This window comes from Paenibacillus sp. FSL M7-0896, from assembly GCF_037975415.1.
GTDB lineage: Bacteria > Bacillota > Bacilli > Paenibacillales > Paenibacillaceae > Paenibacillus_AQ > Paenibacillus_AQ silagei.
In genome coordinates this window covers 5,314,998-5,334,027 of sequence record NZ_CP150250.1, presented here as the reverse complement: position 1 = coordinate 5,334,027, position 19,030 = coordinate 5,314,998, and the positions used below count along the sequence as shown (strand labels likewise).

The window sequence follows — 19,030 nt, the reverse complement described above, 5'->3', positions numbered from 1 at the left end:
ATGAATATACTCGTAACCGGAGGTACAGGGTTCATCGGCAGATGGGTGGTTGGACGTTTGTTAAAGGATGGACAAAGTGTCTGGGTGATCGATAATCTGGCGAACTCATCCCTGGATAATCTGAAAGAGTATGAGGATAACGAGCATTTGCAGAAGGTGCAGATCATGGACCTCAAGGACAGAGCAGCCTTGAAGGAGCTTTTCCGCGAGACCTCCTTCGAGTTGTGCTACCACCTGGCGGCAAGCATAAACGTGCAAGACAGCATTGATGATCCTGAAACCACGTTCAATAATGATACGCTGGCCACCTTCTATCTGCTCGAGGAATGCCGCAAGCAGCAGGTGAAGATGGTCTTCATGAGTACCTGCATGGTCTATGCCAGAGCTACGGATGAGCAGGGAATTGACGAGCAATCCCCCATCAAGCCAGCCTCGCCTTACGCCGGTGCCAAGATTGCAGCGGAGAATATGGTCCTGTCCTATTTCTACGCTTATGATCTGCCGGTGGTCGTTGTAAGACCGTTCAACACCTATGGTCCCTATCAGAAAACCGGGGGCGAAGGCGGCGTCGTGGCGATCTTCATTCACAGCAAATTAAAAGGCGAGCCGCTGAATATCTACGGAGACGGCACCCAATCACGGGATCTATTATACGTGGGGGACTGTGCAGATTTCGTGGTGGAGGCGGGCTACAGCGATAAGTTGCATGGAGAAATTGTCAATGCAGGCACGGGTGAGGATATCACCGTCAATCAATTGGCCGAGCTTATTGCAGACGGGCAGGCCCCCATCCATCACGTTCCGCATATTCACCCGCAGAGTGAGATCCAGAAGCTGTTATGCAATTACAATAAGGCGGAGAAGCAATTGTCCTGGACGCCTAAGGTTACCATTCAAGAGGGCATCCGGCGGACAGAGCAATGGATTCTTGAGACCTTTCACCGAAAGGAGCCGAACCAGTCATGAGAAAAAGCAAACTGGCCATTGACGGCGGGAAGCCTGTACGTGCCCACTACTTGCCGTATGGGAGACAGATGATCGATGACGAGGATATTGAGTCCGTGGTCAAGGTGCTGCAAAGTGATTACTTGACCAGCGGGCCGGCCATTGAGCAATTTGAAGCGGAGATCGCAGCGTTTACTGGGGCAAAATATGCAGTGGCCTTCTCCAGCGGAACTGCGGCACTGCACGGGGCCTGTTATGCCGCCGGGATCGGCGAAGGGGACGAGGTGATTACGACTCCCATGACGTTTGCCGCCACGGCGAACTGTGTGCTGTATCAGGGGGGCGTACCGGTATTCGCCGATATCGATCCGCGGACGTATAACCTTGATCCGCAGCGGATCAGGGAGAGAATTACCGCAAGAACGAAAGCGATTATCCCGGTTCACTTCACTGGCCAGCCGGCGCAGCTTGATGAGATTCTGCAGATTGCCCGGGAGCATAATCTGATCGTGATCGAAGATGCCGCCCATGCGCTTGGTGCAAGATATAAGAATACAAGCATTGGGGCTATCGGGGACATGACCATGTTCAGCTTCCATCCTGTAAAGCATATAACAACGGGAGAAGGCGGAATGATTACGACCAATAACCCGGTGTATTATGAGAAGCTGCTGCAGTTCCGCACCCACGGCATCACCAGGGATGAGCGCAAGTTAAGGGAGAACCACGGACCCTGGTATTATGAGATGCAATTCCTCGGGTACAATTACCGGATTACAGATATACAGACCTCACTCGGCATCTCCCAGCTGCGCAGAATCGGGGGCTTCATCGAGAAGCGCAAGCAGCTTGCAGCCTTGTATCTGCAAGAGCTGAGCGGGACTGAAGAGCTTATTCTGCCGCATCAGCTTCCGGAGGCGGAGTCGAGCTGGCACCTGTTCATTGTCAGACTTCAGCTATCGAAGCTGAAGGCCACCCGCAAGACGGTCTTTCAGGCGCTGCAAAAGGAAAACATCGGAGTAAACGTCCATTACATTCCCGCCTATCTCCATCCGTACTACGAAAGCTTGGGGTTCCGGAAGGGAATCTGTCCGGTTGCTGAAAGCTGCTACGAGGAATTCATTACACTCCCGTTATATGCGGGCATGGACCCCGAAGATGTGATGGATGTGGTCGCCGCGGTCAAGAAGGTGATCCGCCACTACTCCAAGTGAAAATAGAGAAGGGAGTGATTAATGTGGCCAAGGCAAAAGTGATTGCCGAGATTGCCAATGCCCATATGGGCGACCCCGGCCGGCTGCGGGAGCTGATCCTCGCAGCCGCACGCAGCGGCGCTGATGGGGTGAAATTTCAATGGTTCCATTACGACAGCCTAGCGGTGCCGGATTTCATCCATTATCAGACGTATATCGATTTGTTCATCGGCAAGCAGCAATGGGCGGAGGCGGTACAGCTTGCCAAGGCTGCGGGGCTGGAGGTCTGGGTAGATCTCTATGATGAATGGGGTGTCGGGCTTCTCGCGGAGCTTGAATCGCAGGTAGACGGCTTGAAATTACCCACAACCGTCTTACAGTCGCTCCCCTTGATAGAAGCCCTGCACAGGTTCGATAAGCCGTTACTCATCGGTGTAAGCGGCTGGCTGGAGGAAGAGATGGATTCCCAATTAGCCTACATCCGGGGTCATTTCAAAGGTCCCATCGTGCTGATGCACGGCTTCCAGGGCTATCCGACCCGGACGGAGGATTCCAATCTGAGCCGGATCGCCCATATTAAGCAAACCTATCAGCTGGAGGTGGGCTTCGCGGACCATGAGGATGCTGATCATGAAATGGCGGTCGATCTTCCGGTCTATGCCTATCTGCTGGGGGCCAGTGTCATTGAGAAGCATATCACCCTGAACCGTGCGGAGAAGGGCATTGACTATTATTCCGCGCTGGAGCCGGAGGAATTTGGGCGGATGGTGGATAAGCTGCGCCGGGCAGAGTGTGTACTGGGCAGCCTCGAAATTAAGGAATCGGAAAGAAGGTATCTGGAGGATTCCTCTCTGAAGATCGTCTCCCGTACGGAGCTGCGCCCGGGTGAAATGATCACGCCTGCAAATATATGCTATAAGCGTTCCTCTATGCCGGATGCCCTCATGGCGCGCAATGCTTCGGTGCAATTCCCTGTGATTGCAACGGCAGCAATACCAGCGAACACACCCATCACGCCCGGGAAGGTAAAAGCACCCAAAATCTGCATCGCCGTCATCTGTAGATTGAAATCTACCCGGCTCCGCCGCAAGGCGCTGCGCGAGATTCACGGCATTCCAGCCATCGAGAGATGCCTGATGAATTGTCTGGCTGTGCCGGGCGGCTATGAGGTGGTGCTGGCCACCTCGGATCTGCCGGACGACCAGCCCCTTACAACGTTCACCCTGAACCATCAGGTGAAGGTGGTAACCGGCGACCCGGACAATGTGGCTGCCAGAATGCTGAGCGTGGCTGAAGCGGCCCAGGCAGATATTGTAGTCCGGGTCACCGGCGACAATCCGGCGATCTCCCCGGAGATGCTTCAGTTGCTGATAGACCGGCATCTGGCAAGCGGTGCGGACTTTACCTACGCCAAGGAGTCGACCATGGGGACGGTGGGGGATGTGTTTACCGTTGAAGCGCTGAGCAGGCTGCTGCACTATTCCAATCCGCTTACGCATGCAGAGTATCTTTCCTTTTACTTTTTCAACAACCCGACGCTCTTCAAGATCAATGCTGTGGATCTTCCTGCGGAGTGGGTGCATCCCGAGTGGCGGTTAACCATGGATGAGCTTCAGGATCTGGAGCTGTTCGAGGCGATCTACCAGGCACTGGATGTGGGGGCAAGACCGCTGTACTTCGAAGAATTGAAGGCATTCCTGCAGGGCCACCCTGAGATGGCTGAGCGCAACAGGGGCATTCAGGTGAAATGGCGGGATGATACGGAGCTGGTCAAGGAGCTGAATGAAGCAACCACCCTGAAGAAGAGACCCTAACGTTAGCGAGGCTTCGGAAGATGATGAATAAAGCCAGGTTTGTGCTGGGTACAGCCCAGTTAGGCGGAAATTACGGGATTGCGAATGCAGCTGTCAATTTCTCTGTGCATCAGAGGAATGAGCTGCTCCAATATGCCCTCTCTTCGGGGATCGGTTATTTGGATACCGCACCGGGATACGGGGACAGCGAGTCTATCATCGGAGATTGCCTGGAAGGTGCAGATCCGCAGAGCCGGCCGCAGATTGTGACGAAGCTCCCTTCCGTCCAGCGGTTAGGAGTGCACACGGAGGAAGCGCGGAGGAGGTTCGTCACCTCTTCCGTCCGTTCTTCCCTGAACCAGCTGAAGTGCTCTGCGCTGGATGTCTGTCTCTTGCATGATCCGCTGGACCTGACTTACCAGGGCGGCGAAATTCTGCGAATGCTGCAGGAGCTGAAGCAGCAGCAGCTGATCCGCAGAATCGGCGTATCGGTGTATGATGCGGAGGATATTGCGAATTTTATGCGCGTGGAGGGGCTGGACAGCATTCAAATTCCGCTGAATATACTGGACCAGAGGTGGCTGGCGAATGGAATGCTGGAGCGGCTCGCCCGGAGGGGAACAGAAATCTTCGTCCGCAGTGTCTATCTGCAAGGCCTGCTGCTGATGGCACCGGAGCAGCTTCCGGCGGGGCTGAAGCAAGCGGAGCAGCCGTTGTTACGATTAATCAGATACAGCGAGGAAACCGGGATACCGGTTAAAGAGCTGTGCTTCCTCTATGTGAGGGATCTTCCGGGGATATCCGGGATCGTGATTGGTTGCGAGACGGTGGAACAGGTGCAGGAGAACCTGCGGATGATGGCATTGCCCCCTCTAAGCCGGGCAGTGAGGCAGAAGCTTGGTGAATCCTTTACGGATATTCCTGTAGAGATCATTGACCCCAGGAGGTGGAAGTAACCGGATGCGTACTCTTCAAGAATTATTCAATCTTCAAGGCCGGACAGCGGTTGTGACCGGAGGGGCTGGTTATCTGGGCACAGCTATAGCAGAGGGGCTGGCTGAGGCTGGCGCGTCAGTCTATCTGGTAAGCTCAAGTGGTCAGCGCTGCAAGGAGACCGCTGAGGCGATCGCCCGCACCACCGGAGCAGCCTGCTTCGGCAAGGCAATGGATATCCGGGATGAAGCATCAGTCAGAGCATGTATTCAGAGCATCGCCGAAGCGGCCGGAAGCATCGATATCCTGGTGAATAATGCCGCGTTCAGCTCAGCGGCCAAGCTGGCCGTCATGAGTGAAGAACAGTGGCTGGCCGGGCTGGACGGGACGATCAACGGAACCTTCAGATGTGTCAAGTCCGTCCTGCCCTATATGGTCGAACAAAAAGGAGGCTCCATCATTAACGTCTCCTCGATGTATGGGCTGGTCTCGCCGAACCCGGAGGTCTACGGAGAGAGCGGGATGGATAATCCCGCCAATTACGGGGCCGGTAAAGCGGCAATAGGCCAGTTTACCCGTTACATTGCCTGCCACTTCGGGCAACACGGAATCAGAGCGAATACGGTATCGCCTGGGCCTTTTCCAAATGCAGCGGTTCAAGCCGATTCGCAGTTCATCCGGCAGCTGGAGAGGAAGAATCCGCTAGGCAGGATCGGCACCCCTGAAGATCTAAAGGGAGTGATGGTATTCCTGGCTTCTGCCGCTTCAAGCTATGTTACAGGTGAGAATATCTCTGTTGACGGAGGCTGGACCGCATGGTAAGCACAGCAGCTAATCCAATGAATATATGGATCCGGGCCGATTCCTCGTATTCCATGGGCACGGGCCATATCATGCGCTGCCTGACACTTGCAGGCGGGCTCGCTGCCAGAGGCGGGCGGATCACGTTCATTTGCCGTGAGCTGCCGGGGAATCTGGCTGACTATATCAGGGGCCAGGGCTATGCGGTGGAGCTGCTGCCGCCGCCGGATGATCCGTCGTACGCCGCATTCTGGCTTCAGGTGGATTGGCGGACCGATGCCTTGCAGACAGTTCAGCGGCTGGAGGGGGCTGCTCCTATAGATTGCCTCATTGTTGACCATTACGGGATTGATAAGCGGTGGGAAGCATGGGTACAGGGAAAAGCGAAGAAGATCGTGGCCATCGACGATTTGGCGGACCGCCCGCATGAGTGTGATCTGCTGCTGGACCCCAATCCATCTGCTGCCCTGGACCGCTACCAGGGGCTGCTTCCCGCCTACTGCACGAAGTTGACAGGCACCTGCTATACGCTGCTGCGGCCGGAATTCCGCGCGGCTAAGCTGGGGCTGGCTGAACGGGACGGAGGCATAAACCGGGTTCTGGTGTTTTTTGGCGGCACAGATCCTACGGGTGAGACCCTCAAAGCCTTACAGGCCCTGCAAAGTCCCGCCTTCGCTAACCTGCAGCTGGATGTCGTAGCAGGCGGAATGAACTGCCGCAAGAATGACATCGCAGCGTTATGTGACTCGATGCCACAGGCCAGCTTCCATTGCCAGATTGATTACATGGCGGACTTGATGCAGAAGGCAGACCTCTCCATCGGAGCAGGCGGAAGTACGACCTGGGAGCGCTGTTACCTAGGCCTGCCTTCACTATGTATTATTACGGCGGATAATCAGCGGGAGATCACGGCCTTGGTTCATGCGCAGGGGGCTGCACTTTGCCTGGGGAAGAGTAATGAGGTGACCGCTCAAGCCATTGAGCAGGGGCTTAAGGCTATGCTGGCCGACCCGTCCAAGGTACAGGCCATGTCTAAGCAAGCGCTCCGCCTGATGGGCGAGGATAAATGGAATGAGGTCATAGACAGGATTATGGGAGGGGACTATGGCAGACCTAAGGGACTACAGGCTTGAGAAGCTGGGCCAAGAGCATAGCCGGCTCATATGGGAATGGCGCAATGCCGATCACATCCGCCCCTATATGAATCATGACGGGATCATTGCGCTGGAAGAGCATCTTAACTGGATGCATGCTATAGAGGAGGATACCAGCCGGGTGGTCCGAATCTGTTACTATCTGGACACACCGGCAGGCTTCGTGCAGTTCTCACAGATTGACAGGGTCCACAAGACCTGTGAATGGGGCTTTTATATAGGGGACAAGAGCTGTCCCCCCGGCTCCGGCACCATGATGGGAATCTTGGCGCTGGAGCATATTTTCCAGGTGGAGCAGCTAAATAAGGTGTGCGCGCAAATCCTGGATTTCAATCAGCGGAGCTTGTCCTATCACCGCAAGCTAGGCTTCATAGAGGAAGGCAGGCTAGGCAGGCAACGGATCAGAAATCATCAGCCTGTGGATGTGGTCTTGATGGCCCTGTTCCGGGAGCAATGGGAGAAGCACAGTCTACGGCTGACAGAGGAGGCAACGACAGGCCATGAAGGAAATCAGGATCGGTAACCGCACCATCGGCAGCGGGCATCCGCCTTTTGTCATCGCGGAGATGTCCGGTAATCATAATAAGTCCCTGGACCGCGCGCTCGACATCGTTAAGGCCGCCGCCCGGGCTGGCGCACATGCGTTCAAAATCCAGACCTATACGCCGGACACCATGACGCTTAATCTGCAGAATAAGGATTTCATGATTGGGGATTCGAATGGACTGTGGAAGGGAAAATCGCTGTATGAGTTGTATGCTGAGGCGTATACGCCATGGGAGTGGCATGAGCCTATCTTTGCTTCGTGCAGGGCGTTCGGGATGATTCCATTCAGCACCCCGTTCGATGAGTCCTCGCTCGAATTCCTGGAGACCCTCGGTGTCGACTGCTACAAGATTGCTTCCTTCGAAAATAATGATATTCCCTTATTGCGGAAGGTGGCCTCCAAAGGAAAGCCGATGATTATTTCCACCGGGATGGCCTCGCTTGGCGATATTGAACAGGCTGTCCACACCATTACCGGGGCAGGCTGCCAGGAATATATACTGCTCAAATGCACCAGCAGCTATCCGGCTTCACCCGGGAATACCAACCTCAATACCATTCCGTATCTGCGCGACATCTTCCGTGCTCAGGTGGGCCTGTCCGACCATACCCTGGGCGTAGGGGCCGCTGTGGCAAGCGTGGCGCTGGGCAGTACGGTGATCGAAAAGCATTTCACCCTGAACCGTGCGGAAGGCGGCGTGGATGCTGCATTCTCCCTGGAGCCGGCAGAATTCGCTTCCCTGGTCCGGGAGACGGAGACGGCCTGGAGGGCACTCGGGGGTATCTCCATCGGTCCCACCCCTGAAGAAGAGAAATCCCTGCAATTCAGACGATCTGTCTATACCTCCAAGGACATCAAGGCCGGAGACCTGCTCACTGCGGATAACATCAAAGTCATCCGCCCCGGCTACGGCCTCGCTCCCAAATATTATGATCTGCTTCTCGGCAAACGCCTCAGAACCGATCTGCCCGTCGGCACCCCGCTGAGCTGGGACCTGCTGTTGTAATCCGCCTTGACAATTGGGGAGAAAACGTCTATAACTAGAACATATCTGTATCCATTGAATCTAAATTCGATGACGGGACAAGTACGATAAGGTAACGTTCTCCAGAGAGTCGGTGCTTGCTGCGAGCCGATCGTTCACGCCTTACCCGAAGATCCTCCCCTAGAAGCTAAGCTGAAGCGTATATACGTGCGTAGGCTCCGCCGTCTGCCGGACGTTATCCCGGACCCGCCAGGTTGTCTATTGCCTGCGGACTGAGATTGTACTGAATCCACACCCTTAGGATGTGCGTGCAGTGCAGATTAGGGTGGTATCGCGAGCGCTGTCTCGCCCCTTTGGGGGCGGGGCGGCGTTTATTTGTGTGTTGGGCATCCCCCTAAATCGTCAGAGATCCCCCTAAATCCCCCTTCCAAGGGGGACCCCAAGGGCTGGCCGCCCTCTGGACACCCGCAACAAGTGCTCCGTGGAAAGAGTGGCGTGGGCGGAAGGGAATGGACTCTGTTGGCGGAAGGACCGGCCCTTCTTAGGCTCCCCTATCGGGTACGCCTGCGGGGCCTCAACAGCGTTAACGGCAAGCCCCCCGTCCAGTGCTGCCCTCCGGGTTCGCGGGCCGGGGGCCCAAGAGCCAACGGCAAGCCCCCCGGCCAAGTAGCTGCCCTCCGGGATCGCGGGCCGGGTGGCCCAAGAACCAACGGCAAGGACCCCGGGCGGGAGCCCGGTGGTGCCCTAGTTCAGTTAAGGCCCCGCAGGCGTACCCGTAGGGCAGCCTAAGAAGGGCCGAGGACTCCGCCGAAGTAATCCTTCCCGTCCACGACACTGCTCCTCGCACGATGCACTTATTTCGGGTGTCCAGAGGGCAGAGCCCTTGGGGCCCTCCCTTGGCGAAGGGAGGGTTTGGGAGGGATCGAAAATTTTTAAAGTTTTAAATCTTTTTTAAAAGAAGAAGGCTCGGATGTAATCCGATACAGTTTAAGACTAAACGAAGGGATTGACCATCATGCATAAGGTAGACGTCAAAGAAAAAGCCCGGGCCAGAGATGTCCGGATCTTGAAAAAGTGGAGTGAGGAGGACACATTCCGCCGCTCGATGGAGAACCGAGAGGGACGCCCGAACTATGTGTTCTATGAAGGGCCGCCGACCGCGAACGGGGTGCCGCATATCGGGCACGTGCTGGGCCGGGTCATCAAGGATTTTATCGGCCGCTACCAGACCATGAAGGGCTTCCGCGTCATCCGCAAAGCGGGCTGGGATACGCACGGCCTGCCGGTAGAGCTCGGGGTGCAGAAGAAGCTCGGCATCTCCGGCAAGCAGGATATCGAAGAATACGGTGTGGAGAAGTTCATCAAGGAATGTAAGGAAAGTGTCTTCGGCTATGAGAAGCAGTGGCGTGAATTCACAGAAGCGATCGGCTACTGGACAGATCTGGATCATCCGTATGTAACGCTGGACAATACGTATATCGAGAGCGTGTGGAACATCCTGGCTACGGTTCATGAGAAAGGCCTGATGTACCGGGGTCACCGCGTTAGCCCGTACTGCCCGAGCTGCCAGACGACCCTCAGCTCCCATGAAGTAGCCCAGGGGTATAAGACCGTTAAGGATCTGAGTGCCACCGCCAAGTTCAAGCTGGACGGCAGCGGCGACTATGTGCTGGCCTGGACGACTACGCCTTGGACGCTTCCGGCGCACATGGCGCTGGCGATGAATCCGGCTATGGAATATGTGCGTGCGCAGCAGGAAGACGGCGTGCATGTACTGGCTAAGAATCTGGTGGACGAAGTATTGAAGGGCGAGTACACCATCCTGTCTACACACACAGGCGCTGACTTTATCGGCCAGAGCTACACACCGCCGTTCGGTTATATCAAGGCAGAGAAGCATAATGTGATTGTCGGAGCCTCTTTTGTAACGGACTCCAGCGGTACCGGGATCGTACATATGGCTCCGGCTCACGGGGAAGACGACTATAAGAGCTGCCGCGAGAATGGGATCAGCTTCGTGAATGTAGTGGATGCTTCCGGGAAATACACGGATGTAGTGAGTGATTTTGCCGGACGGTTCGTGAAGGACTGTGACCTTGATATCGTGAAGGTGCTGTCTGAACGCGGACTGCTCTACCACAAAGAGAAATACGAGCACAGCTATCCGTTCTGCTGGCGCTGCGACACCCCGCTGCTCTATTACGCAACAGACAGCTGGTTCATCCAGACGACAGCAATCAAGGATCAGCTGATTGCCAACAATAACAGTGTGGACTGGTACCCGGACCATGTGCGCGAAGGCCGCTTCGGCAAGTTCCTGGAGGAGCTGGTGGACTGGAATATCAGCCGTAACCGCTACTGGGGTACACCGCTTAACGTATGGGTCTGCCAGGATACCGGCAAGGAATTCGCACCGCACAGCATCGCCGAGCTGAGAGCGATGGCCATCGGCGAGGTCGCTGAGGATATCGAGCTGCATAAGCCGTATGTGGATAATATCCAGCTGCGCAGCCCGTTCAGCGAAGGCGGCGTCATGGTCCGCACCCCGGAAGTGATCGACGTCTGGTTCGACAGCGGCTCGATGCCGTTCGCCCAGAGTCATTACCCGTTTGAGAATCAAGACCGGTTCGAGGACCAGTATCCGGCGGATATGATCTGCGAAGGGATCGACCAGACCCGCGGCTGGTTCTACAGCCTGCTGGCAGTATCGACACTATTCACAGGCAAAGCGCCCTACAAAGCGGTAATTGCCCACGGCCATATTTTCGATGAGAACGGCCAGAAGATGTCCAAATCCAAAGGCAATGTCATCGACCCTTGGGAGATCATGAACGAATACGGCACGGATGCCTTCCGCTGGGCCATTCTGTCTGACAGTGCGCCGTGGAACAACAAGCGGTTCTCGCGCGGTCTGGTCGGGGAGACGAAGTCCAAGGTAGTGGACACTCTGGTGAACACGCATGCCTTCCTAACGCTGTACGCCGGAATCGACGGCTATGATCCTGCGGATCACCCGTTCAAGGTGTCTGAGCATAAGCTCGACCGCTGGATTCTATCCCGCCTGAACAGCCTGATCGTGCTGGTGGATAAGGGGCTGGCTGTGAATGATTTCGTGAACACCTCCAAGGCCATTGAGAACTTCGTGGATGAGCTGAGCAACTGGTACATCCGCCGTTCCCGTGACCGGTTCTGGGGCAGCGGGCTGGGCGAAGAGAAGCTGGATGCTTACCGCACCTTAACGCATGTCCTGCTGACAACGGCCAAGCTGATGGCTCCATTCACCCCGATGCTGTCCGAGGATATCTTCACGAACCTGGGCGGCGGGGAGAGCGTGCATCTGGCAGACTATCCGGCAGCGGATGAGAACCTGATCGACCTTGCTCTGGAAAAAGATATGGAGTACGCCCGCGGCATCGTCGAGCTGGCCCGTAACGTCCGCAACGAGAGCGGCATCAAGACCCGCCAGCCGTTGTCCGAGCTGATTGCCTCCACTCCGGACGACTTCAACGTGGCGGATTATGAAGAGCTGATCAAAGAAGAGATCAACGTCAAGCATATTGTCATCGAGCACAGCGACAGCGGCTTCGTAGACTTCACCCTGAAGCTGAACCTGAAGGTGGCGGGCAAGAAATACGGCAAGAGCGTCGGCTTCCTGCAAGGCTTCCTCAAAGCGATGGACAGTGACGCTACCCGCAAAGCAGTGCAAGAAGGCGTTATCGCCATTGTGTCACCGGACGGAGAAGAGCTGCAGATTACGTCTGAGGAGCTGCTGGTTGAGAAGCAGGCCAAACCAGGCTTTGCCTCCGCTTCCGGCTATGGACTGACAGTGGCCTTGAACACGGAAATCACGCCGGAGCTGGTACAGGAAGGCTGGGTACGCGAAGTCGTACGTGCGGTGCAGGATTACCGCAAACGTCTGGATCTGCCGATCGACAAGCGGGTTGCGCTGACCCTGCATGTCGATGACGAGCTGAAGGCGGCGGTGACTGCATTCGAGCATGTGCTGCGTGAGAATGTACTGGTGACTACGGTTGATTTTGACGGAGAGTATACCTATGAGACCGTGGATGCCGGCGGCAAGAGTATCGGTATTCATATCGGCGCTTAACTCCGGAGCGGCCGCGCATTTCCTGCATTACTTGTCCATGTATGGCATATACTAGCCGCAAAGGAAAAGATTCCACGGGTTAGATGCAAATGACGAGCCCTGTGCTTGAAGAGAGAATTCTCTTTGACCGGGCTCGTTTGTTTTGCGGCTTACAGACAACAGGAGGTGCAGGGGCATGGGCGGATGGAACAACGGGAAGATTCCTGCGGAGCAGCCGAAGCAGCCGAACGGGCCGGGAAGAATTTCGATCAGAACCACGGACAGAGGGAATAACAGGGAGGAAGCACAGCATGAGCAGCAGCCCATGCATTCTGGAGCAGGCCAACCATCGGGCAAGACAGATCCGGGCGCAGAATATCCTGAGAAAAGTCAGCCAGCCGCTTCTTCCGATCCTAAGCCTACAGTGACTGTCACAGCAGCCGTCGATCCGGCCGATCTTCCCCCGGAAGAGAAGCTGAACGCCCTGTACCGGATGACCACGAGTCTGGCTCAACAGATGGAGAAGTCACGAATCTCGGAATATACCGAGCTGCTGCATTCCCCGTTCCGGCTGATCTGGCTGAACATTCTCTCCGGAACGGCCAGGGGGCTGGGGATTGCGCTCGGGTTCACTTTTTTTGCAGCGACGATTATTTATGTGCTTCAGGTGCTGGGTGCGCTGAATCTGCCGATCATCGGCGACTATATCGCGGACATTGTACGGATTGTCCAGCATCAGCTGGAGCTGAAGACGTTCTGAGCGGCGCTGAACCTGAAATAACCCCACAATGGTGGGGCCTTGCGATTGGTAGGAATTGGAACAGGGTTCCAAGACAAGCACAGGGATAGTTGTAGAATGTACACCTAAATGCAGCAAAATAGCCTGTTTTAAACGGATAACTGTAATCTGTACAACTAAATTTGCTTAAAGAGGCCCGAACTTAGAGTACAAGGCTTTTTAAATGTACGGAATGCAACTAAACGGGATATCGCGTATGAATCAGATGTTTTAGTTGTACAAAGTGCAATTAAGCCTCTCCAGCTCTCTCTTCGGATCGTTCCCAGCTTTGCTACTTCCGTTCTTTTCGAGTCGGGTCCAGCAGGTAGTCGCCTTCCTCGTCGTCCATGTAATGACGGTAGCTGTTGCCCTTGATAATCATCAGATGATTGCCCGAAATGTCGGTGGCGACGAAATTCTCCCAGGGCTCCACGAAGCCCTCGGTTTCGTCCGCTTCGATCTCCATATCATTGTAGGAGCCGATGTTGTTCCCTTCTGCCATGGCTGGCGAATCCGAGTTGCCCCAGCTCTCCACGATCTGCCAGGCATCCTCGCCATCGAAGCCGTTCTGGCCGTCCCGCTCATCCAGACTGGTGCGGCCAAACGGCGGAGACAGCAGCTCTTCCTCGGCCGGACGGGTGAATGGAGCACTCTGGCGGGGAGCATGCTCTTTCGTGTAGCGGGTGGAGGGAAGGGCGGCCAGGCGCTCGTAGGGAATCGGTTCGCCGCTGGCGATGCAGATGCCGTAGGTTCCTTCGTCCATCGCCCGCAGGGCGGATTCAATATCGTCCAGCTCATGCTCATCGCGCTCCAGCAGGGAGATATCCATGGAACGGTTATACAGCTCTGTGGCAGCATCGCCGGGATGGTTATCGATTTCGGACAGCTCGCCGGTGTTGTCCCGCATAGCCTCCTGCAGTCCATATTGTTCGCTGTTGCTCAACCTGTGCTTAATATCCTCCTGCTGCTGCAGGAGAGCAGTACGCAGCCCGGAGAGCTGCTGTGGTGTCAGATGGCTCATTGCTGTGAGCTCCTTTCGGTAGCTAATCGCTGAAACGGTACCGTCCTTTAAAAGGATGGCAAAGCCGGTTCCGCTTGTACGGATAGCTTGGCCTCCGGGGCCCTTTTTTAGCGATGGCAAATAGTGCCCTGCCTTAACCGACTTACCTGGTCATGCAATAGACGGGTTCTTGAGGCCTGTGCTACAATATACAAGTCTTTATACAGTATTCGTACCGCGAAGCCGCGGGAAAAATAAGAACGGAGTGACAACTTCTGTGGTGTACTTTCTGATTGCGCTAATTGTATTTCTGATTGACCAGGGTACCAAATATCTGATTGCCACCCGGCTGGAGCTCGCAGAGCAAATTCCGGTAATCAAGGATTTCTTCATTATTACGTCGCACCGCAATCGTGGAGCCGCCTTCGGAATTCTGGAGGGGCAGCAGTGGTTCTTCATTGTGATTACAGTAATCGTTGTATGCGGAATCGTCTGGTACCTGAACAAGGCCCGCAAGACCCGCAAGCTGCTGCCTACCGCGCTGGCACTTGTCCTTGGCGGAGCGATCGGCAACTTCCTGGACCGGATTCTTAACGGTGAGGTTGTGGATTTCCTCATGTTCAATTTCGGAAGCTATACGTTCCCGATCTTCAACGTGGCCGATTCCTGTATCGTGGTCGGGGTGGGTCTGATTATTCTGGACACGCTGCTGGAAGTGAAGGGCGAACAGGAAGTCACCGAGGTGAAGGAATCACAGGAAGTCAAAGAAGGGAATGAATGATTTGAACAAAGACGTCACAGAGCTGGCGGATTCAGGCGCCCTCGAGGAAGAAAGAGACGTCACCGAATGGATCGTTGCCGAGGGCAATGCGCGGGAGCGGATTGATAAATACGTTACAGAGGCCTTGGAAGACGAGATCTCGCGCTCCCAGGTTCAGCTATGGATCGGCAGCGGCCATGTTGTGGTGAACGGCTCGCCGGTCAAAGCGAACTACAAGCTGAATGAAGGCGATAAGGTAAACGTTACGGTGCCGGAACCCGAGGTTACAGACCTGATCGCACAGGATATCCCAATTGAAGTGGCTTATGAAGACAGTGATGTGATTGTGGTGAACAAGGCGCGCGGCATGGTCGTGCATCCGGCAGTAGGGCATCCCTCCGGCACTCTGGTCAATGCGCTGATGTATCACTGCAAGGATCTGTCGGGTATTAACGGCGAGATTCGTCCAGGCATTGTCCACCGGATCGACAAGGATACCTCTGGTCTGATTATGGCGGCCAAGAATGACGCCAGTCATGCTTCGCTGTCCGCCCAGCTTAAGGAGCACAGCGTGACCCGCCGCTATATCGCAGTGGTGCACGGCAATCTGTCTCATGACAAGGGAACCGTAGATGCTCCAATCGGCCGTGATCCGCATGACCGCAAGCTGTATACCGTAACCGAGAAGAACAGCAAGCGCTCCGTGACGCATTTTACCGTGTTGGAGCGGTTCGGTGACTGCACACTGCTGGAGCTTCAGCTTGAGACAGGACGCACGCACCAGATCCGTGTTCACATGAAATTCATCGGCCATCCGCTGGTGGGTGATCCGGTCTACGGGCGCAGCAAGGGAACTACTATGAACGGACAAGCCCTTCATGCAGCGGTACTCGGTTTTGTACATCCTTCTACAGGCGAGTACAAGGAGTTCAGCGCACCGATTCCGGCGGATATGGAAGAGCTTCTATTTACGCTGCGCAGCAGATAAGTACAAATCAATAGATTATAAATCCATGGTACACAGGCCGGATTTGCGTCATATTAAGAGCATAGCTTCACAATATAGGCCCAGGAGATGAATAGAAGATTATGAGCATTGAACAATATCAGGCGACATTCATTCAGACGAATTTTGCAGACCGCATCGGCGGCGAAGGATACGGCAAGGACACCTCCATCTACAAATTTGAGAAAATCAAACGCGCCAAAGCCTCGGCGAAGCAGGATTTTCCGAACATTGAACTGATCGACATGGGCGTCGGTGAGCCGGACGAAATGGCAGATGAAGGCATCGTGTCCAGACTTGCGCTGGAAGCGGCCAAGGAAGAGAACCGCGGCTACTCCGATAACGGTATTCCTGAATTCAAGGCAGCTGCGGCTGTCTATCTTAAGGAAGTTTTTCAGGTGGACGGAATTGACCCTGTAACAGAAATCGTGCATTCCATCGGCTCGAAGCCTGCACTGGCTATGCTGCCATCCGTATTCATTAATCCGGGCGACATCACGATCATGACCATTCCGGGTTATCCGGTGCTGGGCACCCATACCAAGTATTTGGGAGGACAAGTCTACTCTGTGGAGCTGAAGAAGGAGAACAACTTCCTGCCTGACCTGAACTCCATTCCTGAAGAGGTAGCCCGTAAGGCGAAGCTGCTCTACCTCAACTATCCTAACAACCCTACCGGTGCAAGTGCCACACCTGAATTCTTCAGCGAAGTAGTGGCCTGGGCCAAAAAATATGATGTAGTCGTCATCCATGACGCTCCTTATGCTGCACTAACGTATGACGGCGTGAAGCCGCTGAGCTTCCTGTCCGTGCCTGGTGCCAAGGATGTCGGCGTGGAGCTGCACTCCCTGTCCAAGTCCTACAACATGACCGGCTGGAGAATCGGCTTCGTGGCCGGCAACCCGCTGATCGTGAAGGCGTTCAGTGATGTGAAGGACAACAATGATTCCGGCCAGTTCATCGCGATTCAAAAAGCTGCCGCGTTCGGTCTCTCTCATCCTGAGATTACCGAAGCGATTGCTGCCAAATACTCCCGCCGCCACAACATGCTGGTGGATGCGCTGAACAGCCTGGGCTTCAAGGCCGAGAAGCCGAAGGGCTCCTTCTTCCTTTATGTAGCCGCACCTAAGGGCGTCAAGGGCGGACGCCGCTTCGAATCCGGCGAGGATTTCTCGCAGTTCCTGATCCGCGAGAAGCTCATCTCCACCGTGCCTTGGGATGATGCCGGCGCGTTCGTGCGTTTCTCCGTGACCTTCGTGGCCAAGGGTGAGGAAGAGGAGAAGCGTGTCATCTCCGAAATCCAAAGACGTCTGAGCGACGTTGAATTTGAATTTTAAGTTTTGGTTGGAATGGGAGCCGCTGCAGAGCAATCTGCGGCGGTTTTTATTTGTCGCCGTCTATTTACTATGGTGATCGCCCCGCCTGCCTGGCCACCCGCCCCAATTTGTTGCACAAATTGCAACCTCGCACAGCTCAGACCAAGCCCGGACACGCAAATCCTGCACTTTTTACAACATTCCATTCGGTGATGATGAATCTTTGGCATGAATCCTGCAAAAACTGCAACAATTGGCCCAGCAGCATCACAGGAGCGGGAGAATTCCTGCATAATGTGCAACATTAGAGCATCAGTAAAGCATCAGTGCAGCCTACCCTTTCCGGTAAGCAACCCGATGGAAAGCATTAATGTACCGAAACAGCGCTTCGCCGTCATCCGGCACATTCCCCGGTTCACCCAGCGGCAGCATCATGGCCTGATAAGGCTCCGGTACCATTCGATATTGATGCACATAAGAGGTCAGGACGAACCCGTTCCGCTCCCAGAAATGAATACGTTCCTTATGCGACGCCGTAGCCCCCGATTCTGCTTCGATGATGATTCCCCGGATGCCATGTTCCTGCACAGCCCAAGCTTTGATCTGCTCCAGCATCCAGGTCCCCGTTCCCTCTCCGCGCAATGCCTTATCCACCGCCAGGTAATCGATAATCAGGATCTTGTCCGCAGCTTGTCCCACAATACCCGTAACAGACATCGCGACAACCACCCCCTGATGCACCCCCGCATGTAAGTAACCAATCCCCCGGTTCAGCATACTGCGCAGTATCCCCTTAGTCTTAGCCCCGCTCGGAAAAGCCTCATGGTAGATCTGCTCTATCCGTCCCCACCACGCTTCATCCCATTCTTTTATAGTAACAAACTCCATGTTCATGATCTTATTCGCCTCCAGCTTGATTCCAGTTTTATCATAACAGAGCAGGGGCTGGAACGAAATCAGGGTAGATCGCCCGTGTAAAAAAATGGTATAATAGCAGAACTAATAATCAGACTCTTGGGCTATTGGATTTTGTATGACATTATATTTCCATTAGGAGAGAGAAGATGAATACAACACCCGCACAAGCTGAAACCCGTAAGAAAGCTGATATTGCTGAAGGCAGTACCGGCTATATTGATGAACAATTGCTGCCTCAGCAGGTGATCGAAGGCGGGGGGCCTTTTCGGCGAGTTGATCTATCCAGCCTTCCCGGAGCCGTGAAATATATAGGATACATGATTGTCTACGGTATCCCCGTGTTGTTACTAAGTTTGATTGTGGCGGTCACTTTTTTTAAATGAGCCGGCATATTCCCGCTGATGCGGTGGCTTGTGCCATTAGTGCAATTCCTGCATTCCGCAGTTGTGTAATCCGCACTATCAGCGCAGCACCATAGTGCCCCCACTGCCTGCCCCTCCCCCAAGGGGGATGGCAAGTCCTTGTCCCTTGCACCGTTTAGGTGGAAGCGGCGGAGGGGATTTTGGAACTGCAGGAGCGGAGCGTCCGCCTTTATGTTTGGATTTCTACCGCTGCTGCGGTAATAATCAGGAAATCCAAACATAACAGCGGCCGAAAGTCCAAAATCACCGCAGCCGCGCCCTTCACCTAAATGTCTGTGGTCCTCACTCAAATTTCTTTTCCCAATCTGTTACCGTCTTCCCCCCACACTCCGCGAATATAATTTGACATCCCCCCATCCATCTGTCATAATTCCCTATAGTTGAATAGCGCC

General features: G+C 54.8%; 16 protein-coding genes. 14 read left to right on the top strand and 2 right to left on the bottom strand.

What is annotated here, in order from left to right; translation table 11 throughout:
• The 10 genes from MKY12_RS22955 to MKY12_RS22910 all read left to right on the top strand — a co-directional run bounded on the left by MKY12_RS22955 (nt 1) and on the right by MKY12_RS22910 (nt 13,198).
• Nucleotides 1-966: a GDP-mannose 4,6-dehydratase gene (locus MKY12_RS22955; protein ID WP_339250190.1), complete on the top strand. Its 966-nt coding sequence runs from the start codon at nt 1-3 to the stop codon at nt 964-966.
• Nucleotides 963-2,159 (top strand): UDP-4-amino-4,6-dideoxy-N-acetyl-beta-L-altrosamine transaminase, encoded by a 1,197-nt coding sequence (pseC, locus tag MKY12_RS22950; RefSeq protein ID WP_339250188.1) that lies wholly within the window; start codon nt 963-965, stop codon nt 2,157-2,159. The genes MKY12_RS22955 and pseC overlap by 4 nt, the downstream gene beginning before the upstream one ends.
• The gene (locus tag MKY12_RS22945; RefSeq protein WP_339311025.1) at nt 2,156-3,952 is read left to right on the top strand and encodes an N-acetylneuraminate synthase family protein; all 1,797 of its coding nucleotides are present in this window, start codon (nt 2,156-2,158) and stop codon (nt 3,950-3,952) included. The genes pseC and MKY12_RS22945 overlap by 4 nt, the downstream gene beginning before the upstream one ends.
• A 20-nt stretch (nt 3,953-3,972) precedes the next feature.
• On the top strand, nt 3,973-4,887 hold the full coding sequence (locus MKY12_RS22940; RefSeq protein ID WP_339250184.1) for an aldo/keto reductase: 915 nt from the start codon (nt 3,973-3,975) through the stop codon (nt 4,885-4,887).
• 4 nt (nt 4,888-4,891) lie between these two features.
• The gene (locus MKY12_RS22935) at nt 4,892-5,686 is read left to right on the top strand and encodes an SDR family oxidoreductase (protein ID WP_339311023.1); all 795 of its coding nucleotides are present in this window, start codon (nt 4,892-4,894) and stop codon (nt 5,684-5,686) included.
• A gap of 17 nt (nt 5,687-5,703) precedes the next feature.
• A complete protein-coding gene (pseG, locus tag MKY12_RS22930; protein WP_339311021.1) occupies nt 5,704-6,798 on the top strand; it encodes a UDP-2,4-diacetamido-2,4,6-trideoxy-beta-L-altropyranose hydrolase in 1,095 nt (364 codons plus the stop codon).
• Nucleotides 6,770-7,342: a UDP-4-amino-4,6-dideoxy-N-acetyl-beta-L-altrosamine N-acetyltransferase gene (pseH, locus tag MKY12_RS22925; protein ID WP_339311020.1), complete on the top strand. Its 573-nt coding sequence runs from the start codon at nt 6,770-6,772 to the stop codon at nt 7,340-7,342. The genes pseG and pseH overlap by 29 nt, the downstream gene beginning before the upstream one ends.
• Nucleotides 7,320-8,372 carry a pseudaminic acid synthase gene (gene pseI, locus MKY12_RS22920; RefSeq protein WP_339311018.1) on the top strand — a complete coding sequence of 351 codons (1,053 nt, stop codon included), beginning with the start codon at nt 7,320-7,322 and terminating at the stop codon, nt 8,370-8,372. The genes pseH and pseI overlap by 23 nt, the downstream gene beginning before the upstream one ends.
• Nucleotides 8,373-9,366: 994 nt before the next feature.
• The gene (gene ileS, locus MKY12_RS22915) at nt 9,367-12,459 is read left to right on the top strand and encodes an isoleucine--tRNA ligase (protein ID WP_339311016.1); all 3,093 of its coding nucleotides are present in this window, start codon (nt 9,367-9,369) and stop codon (nt 12,457-12,459) included.
• 403 nt (nt 12,460-12,862) lie between these two features.
• Nucleotides 12,863-13,198 carry a DUF5665 domain-containing protein gene (locus MKY12_RS22910; protein ID WP_339314958.1) on the top strand — a complete coding sequence of 112 codons (336 nt, stop codon included), beginning with the start codon at nt 12,863-12,865 and terminating at the stop codon, nt 13,196-13,198.
• A gap of 310 nt (nt 13,199-13,508) precedes the next feature.
• Here the strand turns inward: MKY12_RS22910 and MKY12_RS22905 are convergent, their stop codons facing one another.
• Nucleotides 13,509-14,237, bottom strand: a complete 729-nt coding sequence (locus MKY12_RS22905; RefSeq protein WP_339311014.1) for a TraR/DksA C4-type zinc finger protein — start codon at nt 14,235-14,237, stop codon at nt 13,509-13,511.
• A gap of 256 nt (nt 14,238-14,493) precedes the next feature.
• On the opposite strand from MKY12_RS22905, the gene lspA reads away from it, so the two are divergent.
• From lspA to MKY12_RS22890, 3 genes are all read left to right on the top strand, one after another.
• A complete protein-coding gene (gene lspA / locus MKY12_RS22900) occupies nt 14,494-14,997 on the top strand; it encodes a signal peptidase II (RefSeq protein WP_076075971.1) in 504 nt (167 codons plus the stop codon).
• Nucleotides 14,990-15,964, top strand: a complete 975-nt coding sequence (locus MKY12_RS22895) for an RluA family pseudouridine synthase (RefSeq protein WP_339311013.1) — start codon at nt 14,990-14,992, stop codon at nt 15,962-15,964. The genes lspA and MKY12_RS22895 overlap by 8 nt, the downstream gene beginning before the upstream one ends.
• Before the next feature lie 101 nt (nt 15,965-16,065).
• Nucleotides 16,066-17,319: an LL-diaminopimelate aminotransferase gene (locus MKY12_RS22890; RefSeq protein ID WP_339311011.1), complete on the top strand. Its 1,254-nt coding sequence runs from the start codon at nt 16,066-16,068 to the stop codon at nt 17,317-17,319.
• A 312-nt stretch (nt 17,320-17,631) separates the two neighbouring features.
• Here the strand turns inward: MKY12_RS22890 and MKY12_RS22885 are convergent, their stop codons facing one another.
• Complete coding sequence (locus MKY12_RS22885; protein ID WP_339311009.1) at nt 17,632-18,192, bottom strand: GNAT family N-acetyltransferase; 561 nt, start codon at nt 18,190-18,192, stop codon at nt 17,632-17,634.
• 170 nt (nt 18,193-18,362) lie between these two features.
• On the opposite strand from MKY12_RS22885, the gene MKY12_RS22880 reads away from it, so the two are divergent.
• Nucleotides 18,363-18,599 carry a hypothetical protein gene (locus MKY12_RS22880; protein ID WP_339311007.1) on the top strand — a complete coding sequence of 79 codons (237 nt, stop codon included), beginning with the start codon at nt 18,363-18,365 and terminating at the stop codon, nt 18,597-18,599.
• Nucleotides 18,600-19,030: the final 431 nt, after the last annotated feature.

Coding starts and splice junctions, on each gene's coding strand:
- pseG (WP_339311021.1), top strand. CDS start 5,704: ATGAATATATGGATCCGGGCCGATTCCTCGTATTCCATGGGCACGGGC.
- pseH (WP_339311020.1), top strand. CDS start 6,770: ATGGCAGACCTAAGGGACTACAGGCTTGAGAAGCTGGGCCAAGAGCAT.
- MKY12_RS22895 (WP_339311013.1), top strand. CDS start 14,990: ATGAATGATTTGAACAAAGACGTCACAGAGCTGGCGGATTCAGGCGCC.
- MKY12_RS22935 (WP_339311023.1), top strand. CDS start 4,892: ATGCGTACTCTTCAAGAATTATTCAATCTTCAAGGCCGGACAGCGGTT.
- pseC (WP_339250188.1), top strand. CDS start 963: ATGAGAAAAAGCAAACTGGCCATTGACGGCGGGAAGCCTGTACGTGCC.
- pseI (WP_339311018.1), top strand. CDS start 7,320: ATGAAGGAAATCAGGATCGGTAACCGCACCATCGGCAGCGGGCATCCG.
- MKY12_RS22940 (WP_339250184.1), top strand. CDS start 3,973: ATGATGAATAAAGCCAGGTTTGTGCTGGGTACAGCCCAGTTAGGCGGA.
- ileS (WP_339311016.1), top strand. CDS start 9,367: ATGCATAAGGTAGACGTCAAAGAAAAAGCCCGGGCCAGAGATGTCCGG.
- MKY12_RS22955 (WP_339250190.1), top strand. CDS start 1: ATGAATATACTCGTAACCGGAGGTACAGGGTTCATCGGCAGATGGGTG.
- MKY12_RS22885 (WP_339311009.1), bottom strand. CDS start 18,192: ATGAACATGGAGTTTGTTACTATAAAAGAATGGGATGAAGCGTGGTGG.
- MKY12_RS22890 (WP_339311011.1), top strand. CDS start 16,066: ATGAGCATTGAACAATATCAGGCGACATTCATTCAGACGAATTTTGCA.
- MKY12_RS22905 (WP_339311014.1), bottom strand. CDS start 14,237: ATGAGCCATCTGACACCACAGCAGCTCTCCGGGCTGCGTACTGCTCTC.
- MKY12_RS22880 (WP_339311007.1), top strand. CDS start 18,363: ATGAATACAACACCCGCACAAGCTGAAACCCGTAAGAAAGCTGATATT.